Annotated in this window: 14 protein-coding genes; 8 read left to right on the top strand and 6 right to left on the bottom strand. The window is 33.1% G+C overall.

Features of this window, described 5'->3' with window-relative positions; genetic code table 11:
• Positions 1–41: 41 nt before the first annotated feature.
• The 5 genes from P5P90_RS04995 to P5P90_RS04975 all read left to right on the top strand — a co-directional run bounded on the left by P5P90_RS04995 (position 42) and on the right by P5P90_RS04975 (position 6,052).
• The gene (locus P5P90_RS04995; protein ID WP_278036104.1) at positions 42–329 is read left to right on the top strand and encodes a DUF4834 family protein; all 288 of its coding nucleotides are present in this window, start codon (positions 42–44) and stop codon (positions 327–329) included.
• 45 nt (positions 330–374) lie between these two features.
• The gene (locus P5P90_RS04990; protein WP_278036103.1) at positions 375–2,816 is read left to right on the top strand and encodes a YfhO family protein; all 2,442 of its coding nucleotides are present in this window, start codon (positions 375–377) and stop codon (positions 2,814–2,816) included.
• 45 nt (positions 2,817–2,861) lie between these two features.
• On the top strand, positions 2,862–4,151 hold the full coding sequence (locus tag P5P90_RS04985) for a glycosyltransferase family 4 protein (protein WP_278036102.1): 1,290 nt from the start codon (positions 2,862–2,864) through the stop codon (positions 4,149–4,151).
• 7 nt (positions 4,152–4,158) lie between these two features.
• Positions 4,159–5,625: an oligosaccharide flippase family protein gene (locus P5P90_RS04980; RefSeq protein WP_278036101.1), complete on the top strand. Its 1,467-nt coding sequence runs from the start codon at positions 4,159–4,161 to the stop codon at positions 5,623–5,625.
• 130 nt (positions 5,626–5,755) lie between these two features.
• Positions 5,756–6,052: a hypothetical protein gene (locus tag P5P90_RS04975; protein WP_278036100.1), complete on the top strand. Its 297-nt coding sequence runs from the start codon at positions 5,756–5,758 to the stop codon at positions 6,050–6,052.
• A gap of 50 nt (positions 6,053–6,102) precedes the next feature.
• On the opposite strand, the gene uvrA is transcribed toward P5P90_RS04975, so the two are convergent.
• Positions 6,103–8,913, bottom strand: a complete 2,811-nt coding sequence (gene uvrA / locus P5P90_RS04970) for an excinuclease ABC subunit UvrA (RefSeq protein ID WP_278036099.1) — start codon at positions 8,911–8,913, stop codon at positions 6,103–6,105.
• Between the two features lie 306 nt (positions 8,914–9,219).
• Between uvrA and P5P90_RS04965 the strand changes: the two genes are divergently transcribed.
• The gene (locus P5P90_RS04965; protein ID WP_278036476.1) at positions 9,220–9,804 is read left to right on the top strand and encodes an RNA polymerase sigma factor; all 585 of its coding nucleotides are present in this window, start codon (positions 9,220–9,222) and stop codon (positions 9,802–9,804) included.
• 55 nt (positions 9,805–9,859) lie between these two features.
• Positions 9,860–10,003 (top strand): hypothetical protein, encoded by a 144-nt coding sequence (locus P5P90_RS04960; protein ID WP_278036098.1) that lies wholly within the window; start codon positions 9,860–9,862, stop codon positions 10,001–10,003.
• 62 nt (positions 10,004–10,065) lie between these two features.
• Here P5P90_RS04960 and P5P90_RS04955 read toward each other — a convergent pair whose 3' ends face one another.
• On the bottom strand, positions 10,066–10,713 hold the full coding sequence (locus tag P5P90_RS04955; RefSeq protein ID WP_278036097.1) for an endonuclease III domain-containing protein: 648 nt from the start codon (positions 10,711–10,713) through the stop codon (positions 10,066–10,068).
• A 136-nt stretch (positions 10,714–10,849) separates the two neighbouring features.
• Here P5P90_RS04955 and bcp point away from each other — a divergent pair, with 136 nt between their 5' ends.
• The gene (gene bcp, locus P5P90_RS04950) at positions 10,850–11,302 is read left to right on the top strand and encodes a thioredoxin-dependent thiol peroxidase (protein ID WP_278036096.1); all 453 of its coding nucleotides are present in this window, start codon (positions 10,850–10,852) and stop codon (positions 11,300–11,302) included.
• Between the two features lie 117 nt (positions 11,303–11,419).
• On the opposite strand, the gene P5P90_RS04945 is transcribed toward bcp, so the two are convergent.
• The 4 genes from P5P90_RS04945 to murB all read right to left on the bottom strand — a co-directional run bounded on the left by P5P90_RS04945 (position 11,420) and on the right by murB (position 17,240).
• Entirely contained in the window at positions 11,420–12,808 is a 1,389-nt protein-coding gene (locus P5P90_RS04945) for an MFS transporter (protein ID WP_278036095.1), read from the bottom strand.
• Between the two features lie 1,638 nt (positions 12,809–14,446).
• A complete protein-coding gene (locus tag P5P90_RS04940; protein WP_278036094.1) occupies positions 14,447–14,998 on the bottom strand; it encodes an RNA polymerase sigma factor in 552 nt (183 codons plus the stop codon).
• Positions 14,989–15,963, bottom strand: coding sequence for a glycosyltransferase (locus P5P90_RS04935; RefSeq protein ID WP_340696463.1), 975 nt, complete (start codon positions 15,961–15,963; stop codon positions 14,989–14,991). The genes P5P90_RS04940 and P5P90_RS04935 overlap by 10 nt, the downstream gene beginning before the upstream one ends.
• A 263-nt stretch (positions 15,964–16,226) precedes the next feature.
• Positions 16,227–17,240, bottom strand: coding sequence for a UDP-N-acetylmuramate dehydrogenase (gene murB, locus P5P90_RS04930; protein WP_278036093.1), 1,014 nt, complete (start codon positions 17,238–17,240; stop codon positions 16,227–16,229).
• Between the last annotated feature and the right edge of the window lie 299 nt (positions 17,241–17,539).

Genomic DNA, 17,539 nt, shown 5'->3' with positions numbered 1-17,539 from the left:
GAATCTAGTATTTGTTAAATTTGCTAAAAAAACATTTGATTATGCAACTTGCGTCTTTTTCAGGATTTTTAAGAACACTATTTATCATTATATCTTTCTATTACATTTTTAGATTTTTGGCAAAATTGTTTTTGCCAGTCGTAATCAAAAAAGTGGTAGAGAAGGCAAGTGAGAATATGCATCAGCAACAACAACGCCAGTATCAATATCAGAATACTTGGCAAAGAAAGAATGATGGTGAAACCATTATTTATAATACGGATAATGTAAAAAAACCACGAGAGACTAAAAAAGTAGGAGATTATGTGGATTACGAAGAAATAGATTAAATTTGTCCCACATACGATTCATACTTTTAATAAAATTCTCGAAAATTGAAAATAATAAATAAGTTTTATCCGCACGCTATTGCCATTCTTGGTTTTGTTCTAGTTTCTCTAATTTATTTTTATCCTGTACTTCAAGGGAAACAAATTTTTCAATCGGATATTGCTCAATATACCGGTATGGCTAAAGAGCAAAATGATTTTCGAACCATTGAAAATGCGGAGCCATATTGGACTAATTCTGCTTTTGGCGGAATGCCAACTTATCAATTAGGGGCTAAATATCCATATGATTTTATTGGAGCAATTGATGATTTTTTACGTTTTTTACCGCGTCCAGCTGATTATTTATTTTTGTATTTCTTGGGATTTTATGGACTGCTTTTAGTTTTAAAAACGGATCCTTTAAAAGCTTTTTTTGGAGCAATTGCTTTTGGATTTTCAACATATTTAATCATTATTTTAGGAGTAGGACACAATGCTAAGGCACATGCAATTGCTTATATGCCATTGGTAGTTGCAGGTTTTATTTGGGTTTATAATAAGAGATATATTGCTGGTGGATTGCTTACAATGATTGCAACGGCTCTAGAAATCAATGCGAATCACTTTCAAATGACCTATTATTTGTTGATTTTGTTATTGATTCTTTCTGCCTATTATACATTCCAATTTATAAAAGAAAAAGAATATAAAGCGCTTTTAACTTCTGTTGGCGTATTAGCAATAGCAGGAATTTTAGCTATTGGAGTTAACGCTACTAATTTAATGGCTACTGCAGAATATGCAAAGTTTAGTACTCGTGGGAAAAACGAATTGACTTTTAATCCTGATGGTTCTAAAAATACGGATACCAGTGCCATGACGCGTGATTATATTACCGAATATAGTTACGGTATCGCTGAAAGTTTTAATTTGATAGCACCTCGTCTTTTTGGAGGTTCTAATAATGAGAGTTTAAGCAAAGAATCAGCAATTGTTCAGTTTCTTCAACAGCAACAAATTTCCGAAGGACAATATATTACGGAAGCACAAGCTATTGATTATGCTAAACAAGGGATGCCTACATATTGGGGAGACCAGCCTATTGTGGCTGCTCCTGCTTATATAGGTGCGGTAGTTTTCTTCTTAGCTATATTGGGCTTACTGATAGACGAAAGAAAAATAAAGTATGTTTTTGCTATAGGAGCGGGAGTTGCTTTATTGCTTTCTTGGGGTAAAAATTTTCCAGTTTTAACTGATTTCTTTATCGATTACGTACCAATGTATAACAAGTTTAGAGCGGTTTCGTCAATTCAAGTTGTATTAGAGTTATGCTTTCCTATTTTGGCTGTTATGGGGTTACATTCTTTTTGCAAGGCTGATAAAGCAAAGCAATGGGAAGGATTATGGCAGTCGGCAGCTATAGGTTTGGGGACTATTGTAATTTTATTTTTATGCAAAGGAATGTTTAGTTTTTCTGGGGCTGGAGATAGTTACATGGCTCAAAGTTATGGTCCTGGTTTTGTAGATGCCATTAAGAGTGATCGAAAAACAATGTACAGCGCCGATTTGTTGCGTTCGGGATTCTTTATCATTTTAACTGCTGGAGTATTATGGATGCTATTTAAAGAAAAATGGGCACAAAAAACAGCTATCATTTTGATTGGATTAATCATGATATCTGATTTATTCTTAGTAGATAAAAAATACGTTTCAGATAAGGATTTTGTGAGTAGTAGGGAAGTGGATATGCCTTTTCAAGAAACAGCTTCTGACGCTCAAATTTTAAGAGATACCACACATTACCGTGTATTTGAAGTTAATGGAAACTTTTCTAGTGCTAGAGCTTCGTATTTTCATAAATCAATTGGAGGTTATCATGCTGCAAAACCTCGTAGAATGCAACAATTGTTTGATTACCAAATTGCAAAAAACAACATGGAAATTTTAAACATGTTGAATGTAAAATATGTAATTCAAACTGATAAGGAAGGGAAGGAATTTCCAACTGTAAATCCTGACGCTAATGGAAACGCATGGTTTGTTAATGATGTTAAATTAGTTAATAATGCTAATGCTGAAATGAAAGCCTTGGATAATATTAATACCAGAAAAGTGGCGGTTTTCAATATTCAAGCTAATAGATCTAAGTTTAAAAACGCAAGTTTGAAACATAATTTAGATACAACAGGTACGATTCAATTGCGAGTTTACAAACCGAATTATATTAAATATTTTTCAGAGAGTAAAAATGAAGGATTGGCTGTTTTTTCCGAAATATACTATCCATACGGATGGAATGCCTATGTTGATGGTGTTAAAACAGAACATTTCCCAGTTAATTATGTGCTAAGAGCAATGATGCTTCCTAAAGGATCTCATACGGTTGAATTTAAATTTGAACCAGAAGTAATTGAAACTGGAAGTACAATTACACTTATAAGTAGTGTGACAATGTTAATCTTTTTTGCAGCTGGAATTTATTACGAGCGAAAAAAGAAGATTTAAAATTTTGTATGCCTTTTTCCCTTTAAAAAAATAAAAGTAAGAGTATTGGAACCAAAAAAAGTTCTTATTATCACGTATTATTGGCCACCAGCTGGAGGGCCAGGTGTACAACGCTGGTTAAAATTTGTGAAATATTTACCCGATTTTGGTATCCAACCCATTGTTTATATTCCTGAGAATCCAACCTATCCTATTGTAGATGAGAATTTAGTAAAGGATGTATCGGACAAGGTGATTATCTTAAAACAAAAAATATTTGAACCCTATCAATTGGCTTCTTTTTTGTCAAAGAATAAAACCAAGAAAATGAATTCAGGTATTATTCCGAATCAAAAAAAACAATCTTTTTTAGACAAACTATTGTTGTGGATTCGTGGTAATTTATTCATCCCTGACGCTCGGTTTTTTTGGGTAAAACCTTCTGTGGCTTATTTGGAAAAATACATTTTGGAGCATAATATTGACACCATAGTAACTTCAGGACCGCCACATAGCTTACATTTAATAGGGTTAGAATTAAAAAATAAATTAAATCTGAAATGGTTTGCCGATTTTAGAGATCCATGGACAACGATAGGTTATCATAAATCCTTGCGTTTGTCAGATTTTGCGGCTCACAAACACAAACAATTAGAATCGGAAGTTTTAAATACTGCCGATACTATTATCGTTACCAGTAAGACTACTAAGAAGGAGTTTGAAGCCTTGACTACTAAACCAATTGAAGTAATTACGAATGGTTATGATGTAGAGAATGTCGAAAAACAACCTCTTGATACACGATTTAGTTTGGCGCACATAGGTTCATTTCTTTCAGCTAGAAATCCAAAAATTTTATGGCAAGCTTTAGTAGAATTAATAGCTGAAATTCCTGAATTCAAATCACATTTAGAAATCAAATTGATAGGAGCAGTTAGTCAAGAAATTTTGGAAAGTATTACTGCATTTGATTTGAATGATTATTTGAATAATGTAGGTTATGTATCCCATGAAGAAGCTATTGTTCAGCAAAGAAAATCTCAAGTTTTATTGCTGATAGAAATAGATTCCGAAGAGACTAAGAGTATCCTACCAGGTAAACTGTTTGAATACATGGTTTCAAATCGTCCTATTATTGCCCTAGGGCCAAAAGGTTCGGATTTTGATGAGATTATCACAGGGACTAACACTGGAGTGTTTTTTGATTATTCTGAAAAGGAAAAATTAAAAAAGGTAATTTTTGGATATTACACCCAATTTTTAGAGGGTAAATTGCAATCTCATGGAGTAGGTTTACAAAAATATTCGAGAAAGAACTTGACACAGGAGCTTACTTCATTACTTCTTAAATCCTAAAAAAAATATGGGGCTTGTTTTAAATCAGTCTTTAAAAAATACTATAGTTACTTATATTGGTTTTGCCATAGGAGGAATCAATACCATCTATTTTTATCCTCATTTTTTAGGAAGTACTTACTATGCATTAACCACTTATCTTTTATCGGCGTCGGCTATCATTATGCCTTTATTGGCTTTTGGGATGCAGAATACTTTGGTAAAATTCTTTTCTCAATGTCAAAATGAAAAAGAAGAGTCTACATTTTTGTCGTTTGTAGTCTTACTACCTTTAGTGTTATCTATTCCTTTGTTGCTTCTTTTTTTATTCTTTTACGGAGATATTTCCGATTATTTATCGAAGGTTAATCCTATTGTTAAAGAATTTTTGTGGTTTATTCCATTTATTGGAATTTGTATGGCTTATTTTGAGATATTTTACGCCTGGGCAAGGGTGCATATGCATTCGGTTTTTGGAAATTTTATCAAAGAGGTAGGTTTACGCTTTTTGTCTTTACTTACTTTAGTGGGTGTGTATTACGATTATATTAGTCCGCTACAGTTTATTTATATTACAGCTTTTACCTATTTTTTGGCTTGTATAATAACTATGTTTTATGCTTTTTACTTAAAAAAACCTCATTTTCAATTAGCTATCCCTCATAATGTTAAAGCCATTGCCGAGTACACTTTTTATATTATTTTATCGGGTGGAGTGGCTACATTGTTATTGGATATCGATAAATTGATGTTGAACCAGTACATTAAAATTGAAAATATCGCTTATTATTCTGTTGCGACTTATATTGCATTGGTGATTTCAGTTCCTAGTAAGGCCATGTACCAAATTACTTATCCCATTACGGCTAAATTAATGCACGAGGAAAAGCACGATGAGTTGGTTGATTTGTATAAAAAAACATCTATCAATTTACAAATCGTAGGTGGCTATGTAATGCTTTGTATTTTTGTGAACATTAACAAATTGTATGAAATGATTCCTGAAGAATACAGTGGTGGATTATGGGTAGTTTTCTTAGTAGGATTTTCTAAATACATTGATTTAATTTTAGGAAATAATTTGGCTATTATTTTTAATACAAAATACTATAAAACAGTATTGTTTTTAGGAGTAGTTCTCGTATTATTAACCGTAGGACTTAATATGATTTTTATTCCACTGTATGGAATATTAGGCTCGGCAATAGCAATACTTTTATCTGTTATTTTGTATAGTCTGGCCAAATTAATTTTCGTCCAAAAAAGATTGGATTTATATCCTTTTACTAAAGAAAGTTTTTATTCTCTTGTTTTAACCCTTGTTTTATTTGTAGGTTTTTATTTTTGGGATTTTCCTGTAAATGGTATTATTGCGATACTTTTAAAGTCGGTTATTGTTAGTGTGGTTTATGTTTATTTGAATTATAAACTGCTTATTTCTCCACAAATTAACGAAGCCTTGGATGGTGTTGTTAAAAAAATATTTAGAAAATAGTTAGAGGATGTTTTTTTAAATGTTAATCACCAAAAGTGGGTATTGATTTTTTATAATAAAGGAATTATTTTTGTGGTAAGTTTTGTATTATTAATTTAAAACTTAATTTTTTCAATTTAATCCTCTAATTATGGAAAGCAATACACTTATTTTAAATGAGAACTCAAAATTGTTATCTCGTGTTTTAGATCAAAAAGTTAAGAAAGGTTTTGTAGTTGAAGAGGTTAATAACAAGTTGCCATTTGTTGTGCTTTCAAAAAAACCAAGGAAAGTCAATCATAATTTGAATTTTTGGATATCCTGTGCTACTTTTGGTTTGTGGTCGATTCCCTGGATATATAAATCGTACAAAGCAAAAAAAGAAAAGAAGATAATCATCGCTATAGATGAAGATGGAAAACTTTTTGAAGAAGAATGTTACAGTTAGAAGTATAAAAAAAACAACTCTATAGATTAATCTGAAGAGTTGTTTTTTTGTTATTTGAGTTTTTCTTTCAGATATTGAGCTGTAATAGATTTTTTGTTTTTAATGATTTCTTCAGGAGTTCCTACTGCTAATAACTGTCCACCATTTTCTCCTCCTTCAGGACCCAAATCAATAATCCAATCGGCACATTTTATTAAATCGAGATTGTGTTCAATAACTAAAAGCGAATGTCCTTTTTCAATTAATGCATCAAAGGAAGCTAAAAGTTTTTTTATGTCATGAAAATGTAATCCAGTAGTAGGTTCATCAAATACAAATAAAGCCTTGTCTTTAGTCGCACCTTTAACTAAGAAAGAAGCCAGTTTGATACGTTGCGCTTCTCCACCCGATAGCGTTGAAGAGGATTGACCTAATTGTACATAACCGAGACCCACATCCTGTAAAGGTTTTAATTTTTGCGAGATTTTATTTTGCTTGTGTTCGCCAAAAAAGTGTACTGCATCATCAATAGTCATTGTCAAAATATCATTGATGTTTTTGCCTTCGTAGGCAACTTCTAAAACTTCTTTTTTAAAGCGTTTGCCGTTGCAGGTTTCACATGGTAATTGAACATCTGCCATGAAAACCATTTCTACATTGATGGTTCCTTCACCGCTACAGGTTTCACAACGTCCTCCGTCAACATTAAAAGAGAAATGTTTGGCCTGATAGCCTCTTATTTTAGACAATTTTTCTTTTGCAAATAAATCTCTGATGTCATCGTAAGCTTTGATGTAAGTTACCGGATTGGAACGTGAACTTCTGCCAATTGGGTTTTGATCGACATACTCGATGTGTTTGATATGAGAAAATGAACCTGAGATTTCGCTAAACTGTCCTGCTTTTTCGCCTGCATGGTCTAATTTTTTTTGTAAGGCAGGAAACAGAATTTTTTTAACCAATGTACTTTTGCCACTTCCGGAAACTCCTGTGATTACAGAAAGTACATCCAGTGGGAATTGAACATCAATATTTTGTAAATTGTTTTCTCTGGCTCCTTTTATTTCGATGAAATTTTTAAATGGGCGACGTTTTTTCGGAACGGATATTTCTATATCTCCGTTTAAATATTTTGCAGTTAATGAAGTCGATTGTAGAATTTCGTTAAAACTCCCTTGTGCAACCAAATTTCCTCCAAAAGTTCCTGCTTCAGGTCCGATATCGATAATCATATCGGCGGCTTTCATAATGTCTTCATCGTGTTCTACCACAATCACGGTATTGCCTAAATCACGTAGAGATAACAATACTTTTATCAGTCGTTCACTGTCTTTTGGGTGTAAACCAATACTGGGTTCGTCAAGGATATACATCGAACCTACCAAGCTACTTCCCAGTGAAGTGGCTAAGTTGATACGCTGCGATTCTCCCCCGGAAAGTGTGGCTGAATTTCGGTTCAATGTAAGGTAGTCCAAACCAACATTGCTTAGAAAGGATAGACGGTTATTGATTTCGACTAATAATCTTTTGGCAATTTGCTTTTCGTATTCGTTAAGCTCAATGCTTTTGAAAAAATCAATTAAATGACGAATAGGTAAGTCGACTAATTCCGAAACCGTTTTGTCATTAATTTTAATATAGGAAGCTTCTGGACGTAAACGTTTCCCTTTGCAAGCCTGACATTTGGTTTTTCCTCGGTATCGCGATAACATAACGCGATTTTGTATCTTATAATTTTTCTCTTCCAGTTCTTGGAAAAAATCATTTAATCCTTGAAAATATTCATTTCCAGTCCAAATGAGTTCTTTTTGTTCATCCGTTAACTGAAAATAGGGTTTGTGAATAGGAAAGTCAAATTTGTAAGCATTATTGACTAATTGGTCACGGTACCAACCCATGCTTTCGCCTCTCCAAGGAAAAATGGCGTTTTCATATATTGATAAACTTGTGTTTGGAATTACTAATTCGGCATCAATCCCTATGATATTTCCATAACCTTCGCAAACAGGACAAGCACCATAAGGGTTGTTAAAACTAAATAAATGCAAATTTGGTTCTAAAAAAGTAATTCCGTCCAATTCGAAATTATTCGAATAATCCAATCGATTATCCGTATTTAGTTCTTGCAAATAACAGATTCCTTTTCCTTCATAAAAAGTAGTTTGTACTGCATCAGCAAGACGGTTGTAGAATTCTTCTTCGTCTTTAACTACAATTCGGTCAACAATTAAAAGAACATCTTTATTGTCTAACGAATGTTGGTCTGTCACTTCGAGCGAAGTCGAGAAGTCATCGAGACGCACCGTTTCATTATTGACCAATATTCGGGAAAAACCCTGTTGAAGCAATACTTTTAATTTGTCTTCGAGTTGTCTTCCTTCTTCCAGATGGATAGGAGCAAGAAGTAACCATTTGCTGTTGAGTTCAAGATTTTTTACATCATTAATTACATCAGTAACGGTGTTTTTTTTGACTTCACGCCCCGAAACCGGAGAAAAGGTTCTTCCAATTCGGGCATATAATAATTTGATATAATCGTAAATCTCTGTAGAAGTTCCTACGGTAGAACGCGCATTGGTGGTGTTTACTTTTTGTTCAATAGCAATGGCAGGAGCAATTCCTTTGATGTATTCTACTTTTGGTTTGTCTAATCTTCCAAGGAATTGTCTAGCATAAGAAGACAAACTTTCTACATAACGGCGTTGACCTTCAGCATACAAAGTGTCGAATGCTAAACTTGATTTCCCTGAACCGGAAAGTCCTGTAATTACAACTAATTTGTTGCGGGGAATGACAACATCAAGGTTTTTTAAATTGTGAACCTGAGCTCCTTTGATTATTATATTTTTTTTGGGATCTATTTTAGAAAAGTCAACTTTCATATAAAAAATGCAATTTGTACAAAAGTAAACATTTTATAACTGAGAATTAAGCTTGATTAAATCATTGTCTGATATTGAGTAAGGCTTTTAGTGTGATAAATAGTTGGTCATAAAATTGAGAGTAAATACGTTAAAGATGAATTAAATTTTGTTTTGGTTTAATTTTTGTGGTTTTTATTTGCGAAGCAAGACAAATATTTGTTAAATTTGGAAATCAATTCATATTAAAAATAAAAGCGCCTATAGTAAAAAACTACTTTTTAGAAACATACCCCCAATTTAACTCAACTAAAAAGTATTACTATGATAGCTAATATTCAAATTCCAGACGCTCTGTTGGTAAAGGATTATGTGGCAGGTAACGAAGAAGCCTTAGTTACCTTAATCAAAAGACATGAATCTAAAATTTATGGTTTTATATATTCTAAAGTATCAGATAGAGATGTTTCAAATGATATTTTTCAGGATACCTTCATTAAAGTAATCAAGACTTTAAAATCGAATTCGTATAACGAAGAAGGAAAATTTTTACCTTGGGTAATGCGAATCGCACATAATTTGGTCATTGATTATTTTAGAAAAAATAAAAAAATGCCTATGTATCGAGAAACCGAAGAGTTTTCGGTTTTTTCAATCATGACGGATGAGTCTTTAACGATAGAAAATCAGTTAATTGCAAATCAGGTAGAAATGGATTTGCAAAAATTAATTGAAGAACTTCCGGAAGACCAAAAAGAAGTTTTGGTGATGCGAATGTATAAAGACATGAGCTTCAAAGAAATTTCGGAAGTTACAGGAGTAAGTATTAATACGTCACTGGGAAGAATGCGTTATGCACTAATGAATTTGAGAAAAGTAATTGATAAGCACCAAATTATTTTGACTAATTAAACAATATTTGACTTGTTGTGGCGTTGTATCGGAAGAAAATGTTAAAAGGCACAATATGGCAAAAATTTACTCTCAAAAAAAACAAGTCAACACAAACATGAAACCCAAAAAAGAAGTAATAGCTTTTCTTTTAAATTATTCCAAAGCGCTTCACGTTGTAAAAGTGGAGGATAAATGCTTTGAAATGATAGTAAATTAATCTAATCGAGCTTGTATAAGCTGTTTTGTAAATCTCACTAGTTAATTGAAAATTAGTGAGATTTACTTTTTATAACCCTCCAGATTTGTTTTTCGACCAATCGTTCGAGTGATAATATCTTTTTCTAAATCCATGCCTCGGGCTGGGGAATATTCTCTTCCGTACCAAATCATTTGCAAATGCAAATCATTCCAACATTTTTCCGGAAATAAGCGTTTGGCATCTTTTTCGGTTTGTACTACATTTTTTCCATTGGATAAATTCCAGCGGTACATAAGGCGATGAATATGTGTGTCTACCGGAAAAGCAGGATAACCAAAACCTTGTGACATCACTACACTCGCTGTTTTATGACCTACAGCCGGAAGCGCTTCAAGGTCTTCGTAATTATCAGGTACTTGTCCGTTGTGTTTTTCGATTAAAATTTGGGATAAACCATGAATTCCTTTTGATTTCATAGGCGATAATCCACAAGGGCGAATAATTTCCTTGATTTCTTCTACTGATAATTTGACCATATCATAGGGATTGTCGGCCTTTGCAAATAATAGCGGTGTAATTTGGTTTACTCGTACATCAGTGCATTGCGCCGAAAGCAAAACGGCAATCAATAGGGTATAAGGGTCTTTATGGTCTAATGGAATAGGGATGCTAGGATAAAGTTCTTTTAACGTATTTATAACAAATGTAACCCGTTCTTGTTTGGTCATTTTGGTTTAATTTTGAGATGTAAAGAAAAGAAATTTCAATGGCAATAACAATTGCAAAAATCATTGTCATTAGTAATTTTAATGAATCAATTTTATACTCTATAACTCATAACTCATAACTTAATATCTCACAAACATGACAACATTAAAAAAAGGCGATAAAGCACCCGAATTTTTTGGCGTAGACCAAGATGGGAAACCACATCAATTAGAAGATTACAAAGGAAAGAAATTAGTAGTTTTCTTTTATCCAAAAGCAAGTACGCCAGGTTGTACTGCCGAAGCTTGTGATTTAAGAGATAATTACGAGCGTTTTCAAGCCAATAATTATGCGTTGCTGGGCGTTAGTGCCGATTCGGCGAAAGCCCAAGCAAAATTCAAGGACAAATACGAATTTCCTTTTCCATTATTAGCCGATGAAGAGAAAGAAGTTATACAAGCCTTTGGTGTTTGGGGACCAAAAAAATTCATGGGTAAAGAGTACGATGGGATTCACAGGACAACTTTTGTAATTGATGAAAACGGAATCATTGACGAGGTCATTGAAAATGTAAAAACCAAAGAACACGCTGCTCAGATTTTAAAGTAATTGAAAACGCCACAAAAGAAACTCTCTTGTGGCGTTTTATATTTGTTGATTTGATTTTGATTTTATTTATACCATAATATTCGAGTGAGAATATATTTGATTTTAAATTGTTCGGTATTATTTTGATTTTGCAAAAGCGACAGCAGGCATTACTTCGCCTTTTACTTCGATTTCATCTTCTTTGTCTTTAACTGCAAATTTTACAGCTAAAACAATAACTCCCGTGATTAGAATGATAATTCCTAGGATGTAAAAAGCATTGGTGTAATCTATTAAATCTTTAGTTTGAGATACTCCTGTTTCGTTGATTACGTCTTTAGAGAATTTTATTGCTTTGGCTTTGAATAAGAAAGCAATCAACATCGCTCCAATATTTCCACCAGCTCCTACGATTCCGGCTACACTTCCCACCGCTTTTGGATTTACGAAAGGTACAAGACTGTAAGTAGCACCGTTTGCCATTTTTAAACTCATTCCGAACATAAACATTAAGAAGATAGCTACTCCTAATTGATTGGTCATTCCGAAGAAAATAATTCCAATACCTTCAACAACAAGTAATAATGCTAGTAATAAATTTTTACCTGAAAATCCGTAGCTTTTACCTACTTTATCAGCAACGATACCTCCTAAAGGTCTTGCAAAAAGATTGATTAATCCAAAAAGGCCCGCACATAATCCAGCTGTTTTTAATGTTGCTCCAAAAGTATCGGTGAAATAAATAGGAGCAAAGTTGTCAATGGTGATTTCAACACCAAAACAAGCTGCATAAGCCACAGTTAAAACCCATGTACGGTAATCTTTTACAGCCAGCATGAAAGTGTTTTCTTTGGTCTCATTTTCAATTCCAAGTTCTTTGTAGTTACCATTTGGTAAATCTTTCGTATATCTGAAATAGATGAAAGCAAATAATAATAATAGTATTCCCGGAACAATCATGGCATATCTCCAGCTGTCTTCTTTTGTACAAACCCCTAATCCTACGAATCCTGCAGCAATAAGTGGCATCATAATATTAGCTAAACCTGCTCCAGCGTTACCAAAACCACCTGCAGTAGCATTGGCAGTTCCTTTAATTGAAGGTGCAAACATTACTGAAGTATGGAATTGAGTGATTACAAATGAAGCCCCAATAACTCCGATAGCTAATCTGAATAAAAGGAAACTTTCATAAGATTGCGAAGTACCAATTAAAAATACCGGTATCGAACAAATTATTAATAACCAAGTATAAGTTAATCTTGGCCCAAATTTATCTACCAAACGTCCTATTAATAATCGAGCGATGATCGTTGCCGAAACAGCTGCAATTTGAATGTTACCCAATTGATCTTTTGTAAGGTGCAATTGCTCTTTAGCAAGTGGCATAAGTGATGCCATTCCGAACCAAGCAAAAAAGGAAAAGAAAAATGTTAGCCATGTAATGTGGAAGGTGCGCATTTGAACACCTTTGCCACTAAAAATGTTTAGACTAGAAAGCGGTTGATTTGTTGAAATTGAACTCATATCAAAAAAAAATTATCGTTTGTTTGTTTTGTTTTGTCTAAGTAGAAAACTTTTTCTAAGTGTTTTACTTATTTACAAGACAAAATTAGAGGCTTTTTTTTGATTAAAACTTGCGAAAACGCAGTTTTTAGAAATTAATTACGTATTTATACGTAAGTAGTTTTAATAATTATACTTAAATGAGTTTTATGGGTATAAAATAATCCACAGCGTACAAGGGGTGTAAGGCTGTGGATCATTAAATTTTATTTTCTTAGAGAAAAAATTAAGTACAGATAATATTTTTAAATTTTTCAGGTATTTTACGATTTGTTTGGTCTTCAATCATCAAGAGTTTAAAAGAATTATGTTTTATTTCTCACAATCTTGTCATTTCGACGAAGGAGAAATCTCATTAAGTAATTCAAGAAAGTATAAAACTATTTGATTGTAGTTGAAAGCACGGAAAGTTTTTTCATGCTATCGTTGTGTTATATATAGAGCGGTCTTGGTTACAGAATTTGCTTAGCTTTGAGGAAAAGCATCGTGAGATTCCTCATTCTTCGGAATGACAAACGGGGTGTTTTTGGTTTGTGTGAAAGAATATTTTTCAAACGGTTTTACCCTCAATCCTGTCATTTCGACGAGGGAGAAATCTCATTAAGTAATTCAAGAAAGTATAAAACTATTTGATTGTAGTTGCAGGCACGGAAAGCATTTTCATGCTATCGTTGTGTTATATATAGAGCGGCCTTGGTTGCAGAATTTGCTTAGCTTTGAGGAAAAAGCATCGTGGGATTCCTCATTCTTCGGAATGACAAACGGGATGTTTTTGGTTTGTGTGAAAGAATATTTTTCAAACGGTTTTACCCTCAATCTTGTCATTTCGACGAAGGAGAAGTCTCATTAAGTAATTCTGGAAAGTTAATCACTGTAGTAGGCACTGATTGCAAATCCGACTATCTGGTTTTATGACTAAATAAACTTTGCTAATGTAAGTATACCAACAGCAGAGCCAATTATTATCCAACTTCTCTTGGTAGGGGCATATTTTTTTCTGAATTCCGAATTATTTAAAATGACTAGAATTATAATAAATATTATTTCGACAAAATACATTACAATTTTTGAAGACAAATTCAAATCGCTTGGATAGTTTATAGTGATTCTATAAAAACTGAATGCTAGTAGAATTATAAAAATTGTCCACGTCACTATACTTGCAATCCAACCATTTTGGGAATTATTGATTAATTGACATCCAGAAGAAATAGATATAATGGAGAGAATGAAAAGGATATAGTTTTTTTGAAACTTATTTCAATAATGCTTTTATGGTCGAATAAGGGATTTTTCCATAAAAATGTATAGTATTCTGTGATTGTAGTTGCTATGACGTATAATAAAAGAAAACCCAAAATTATTTGAACTCCAGACAGCACTTTTTCAAATATTCGCCAATTCTGTTTCATTGAATGCTTTGTTTAAATTGTTTTTACAATGACATTTTGTACATGTCTTACAAAGATAAAAACTTTTCTTACTTGTAATGGTGATAATTTATTTAAACAATTAAGAGCTGTCAGGTTTTTAAAACCTGACAGCTCTTAGCTGAAAAATCTTAATTTTCTTAATCCCTCAATGGTTTAAAAAACAAATCTACCTACGATTATTGATAATTTCGGCTAAAAGTTTCTTAGCTCTAAGGAGTTTTACTTTGACGTTGTTTAGCGGTTCGTCAATTTTATCGGCTATTTCCTGATAGCTCATTTCCTGAAAATAACGCAGCTGAATCACTTCCTGATAATGAGGTTTCAGTTCCTTGATGTATTGGAGTAAAAGGGACAGGTTTTGCTCGGTAATCAACTCGTCTTCTTTGGATGGAGTAGTGTCGGCAATATTATAGGCTTTTTGATCTTCTTGCTCTGTGATTTCTACAAAAAGACTGCTTTTTCTTTTGCGTAGCATGTCAATATAAACATTCTTTGCAATCGAAATCAGCCAAGTGTTGAATTGGAATTCAGGGTTGTAAGTGTCAATTTTGTCAAAGGCTTTCGAAAAAGTTTCTATGGTAATGTCTTCGGCATTGGTTTCGTTTTCGGTGCGTTTTAGCATAAAGCTATACACCTCATTCCAATATTGATTTAATAGAAAGGTAAAGGCCGTTTGGTCTCCTTGTTTTGCTTTTTCGATTTGTTTACTTATTTCCAATTGACTGGTTTTGAAAAAATATTAGTAAAAAATACGTTGAGTTGAGTAAAAACAAGCGCTAATTCGAATATTGGAAACCAAAACTTAATGTCCTTTTCTTTTAGTTTTCCTGCAGCGAATCCGATGCAAATCCATGCACATAAGTACCTAAGACCTACTAAACTCAACACTAAAATCCATTGAAATTGGAAGGATAATAAAACAGATGCTAAAATGATAAATAACAATTGGGTGCTGAAAAAGAAACCCAATTGCAATTGGTCAATCGTTTTATAATGTTTAGCAGTAGCTACGTGTCTTCTTTTTTGGGTAAACCATTCTTTGAAGCTTTTCTTTGGTGCCGAGTAAGTGAAACTTTCGGGCATAAAGGCTACTGTGGTGTTACCGCCATTAGCCGCTTCGTTAATGAATAAATCATCATCGCCTGAACGTACCTGAATATGATTGATGAATCCATTTACTTTGAAAAATTCTTCTTTTTTGTAGGCCAAATTTCGCCCTACACCCATATAAGGATATCCTAATTTTGCCCAAGAAAAATATTGAATAGCCGTCATTACCGTTTCAAAACGGATTAGTTTGTTCAGGAAGGAATTGGCTATTTTTTCATAGCCTCCATAACCTAAAACAATCGTTTTATGTAAGGTAAATTGCGAACTCATAGCAGTAATCCAATCTTTTGATGTTGGGTAACAATCGGCATCAGTAAACAATAAATATTCTTTCTTTGCCGCTTTGATTCCTAAGGTTAAAGCGTATTTTTTATTGCCCCAAAAGGCTTCGTTGTTTTCTACCTTAACGAGACGAATGTTAGAATATTGTTTTTCGAAGGCTTCAAATAATTCTAAAGTGTTATCACTCGAAGCGTCGTCGATTAAAACAATCTCATAATCAGGATAGTTTTGTTCGGCTAATAGCGGAACATATTTTGCTACATTTTCTTCTTCATTTTTGGCACAAACAATGACAGAAATAGGTACTCTTTTAGGGGTTATTTTTTGAGCTTTTGCAAAAGCAAATTTCCCAAAAACACCTAAATAATACGCAATTTGAATAGCAACTATAGCAATAAAAAGTAAAGAATTAGTATAAGCATCAGCGATTAATGGGTTAGTAATTCCTGTACCGAAACCTCGGTACGAGAGAGTGCAAAGGTATAAATAGAATTAGGATTTGAAAATGGTAGAATAGGAATTTTAAAAGAAAATTTTCAATCCTAATTTTTGATTTAAATGATGTTTACTTCTGCTTCGATTTGGATGCCAAAAGTTTCAAAAACAGTTCGTTGCACTATTCTGGATACTTCTAGGATGTCTTGTCCTGTTGCTGTTCCGTAATTTACTAACACTAAGGCTTGGTTTTTATGAATTCCTGCATCGCCAAAACGTTTGCCTTTTAAACCGGCCTGTTCAATTAACCAACCTGCTGGCACTTTCACTTCGGTAGCCGAAACTTCATAGAATTTCATTTCAGGGAATTTTTGATGGATTTTTTCAAAATCACTTTTCAAAACGATTGGGTTTTTGAAAAAGCTACCGCTGTTTCCCAGTTCTTTAGGATCGGGTAATTTGCTTTGTCTTATGGCAATTACAGCATTGCTTACGTCTTTTAATCCTGGATTCGAAATGTTATTTTTGGCTAATTCGCCTAAAATATCGCCGTAAGAGGTATTGATTTTGTGATTGCGTTTGGTCAATTTAAACACCACCGAAGTGATAATGTATTGTCCTTTTACTTCATTTTTAAAAATGCTTTCACGATAACCAAATTTACATTCGGCATTAGTAAAGCTTTTTATTTCTTGAGTGTCAATATTTATCGCTTGACAGGAAACAAAAGTGTCTTTGATTTCGGCACCATATGCACCAATGTTTTGAACGGGAGTTGTTCCCACATTTCCTGGAATTAAAGACATATTTTCTAGTCCGCCATAGTTTTGTTCAATGTTCCAAAGTACAAATTCATGCCAATTTTCGCCCGCCTGACTTTCAATCCACACATAATCATCGTCTTCATTGATGACTTTTTTTCCTTTCAAATCAATATGAATCACCAAAGCATTTATATCCTGAGTTAATAGCATATTGCTCCCACCACCAAGAATGAATTTCTTTTCGGCTTTGTGTTGTTCTAAAATGCTTTTTAATTCGGCTAATGATTGAACTGCCACAAATTGTTTGGCTTTGGCCTCAATGCCAAAAGTGTTATAGTTTTTTAAAGAAAAGTTATGTTGAATTTCCATAAAAGAAAGTGCTTTTTAAGTCGTCAATTGAAGGCTCAAAAGTAATAATTATAATTTTTGGTTTTACCACAAAGGCACAAAGTTTGCGCAAAGTTCGCTAAGCTTTATGTTCTTTGCGAAAATCTTAGCGAACTTTGTGGTTAAAGTCAACCGCAAATTGTTACACCTGTTCGCTACCGCTTGAGTCGCAAATTATTTGTTTAAAATCTTTGTTTTTAAAATTGCCACAAATTTTAATAAATGAAAATAAATTTATCTGAACTTCTTTTTTTTGCTTTTCTAAGATGCAAAAACTTATA

Origin of the sequence: Flavobacterium nitratireducens, from assembly GCF_029625335.1 — a bacterium.
In the GTDB taxonomy this organism is placed as follows: Bacteria; Bacteroidota; Bacteroidia; order Flavobacteriales; family Flavobacteriaceae; genus Flavobacterium; species Flavobacterium nitratireducens.
The sequence above is the reverse complement of the archived record's forward strand: the minus strand, read 5'-3'. Positions and strand labels throughout refer to the sequence as shown.

Bases quoted from the DNA above. Each gene is read 5' to 3' on its own strand.
- P5P90_RS04995 (WP_278036104.1), top strand. From the start codon at position 42: ATGCAACTTGCGTCTTTTTCAGGATTTTTAAGAACACTATTTATCATT.
- P5P90_RS04980 (WP_278036101.1), top strand. From the start codon at position 4,159: ATGGGGCTTGTTTTAAATCAGTCTTTAAAAAATACTATAGTTACTTAT.
- P5P90_RS04975 (WP_278036100.1), top strand. From the start codon at position 5,756: ATGGAAAGCAATACACTTATTTTAAATGAGAACTCAAAATTGTTATCT.
- uvrA (WP_278036099.1), bottom strand. From the start codon at position 8,913: ATGAAAGTTGACTTTTCTAAAATAGATCCCAAAAAAAATATAATAATC.
- P5P90_RS04960 (WP_278036098.1), top strand. From the start codon at position 9,860: ATGGCAAAAATTTACTCTCAAAAAAAACAAGTCAACACAAACATGAAA.
- P5P90_RS04955 (WP_278036097.1), bottom strand. From the start codon at position 10,713: ATGACCAAACAAGAACGGGTTACATTTGTTATAAATACGTTAAAAGAA.
- bcp (WP_278036096.1), top strand. From the start codon at position 10,850: ATGACAACATTAAAAAAAGGCGATAAAGCACCCGAATTTTTTGGCGTA.
- P5P90_RS04945 (WP_278036095.1), bottom strand. From the start codon at position 12,808: ATGAGTTCAATTTCAACAAATCAACCGCTTTCTAGTCTAAACATTTTT.
- murB (WP_278036093.1), bottom strand. From the start codon at position 17,240: ATGGAAATTCAACATAACTTTTCTTTAAAAAACTATAACACTTTTGGC.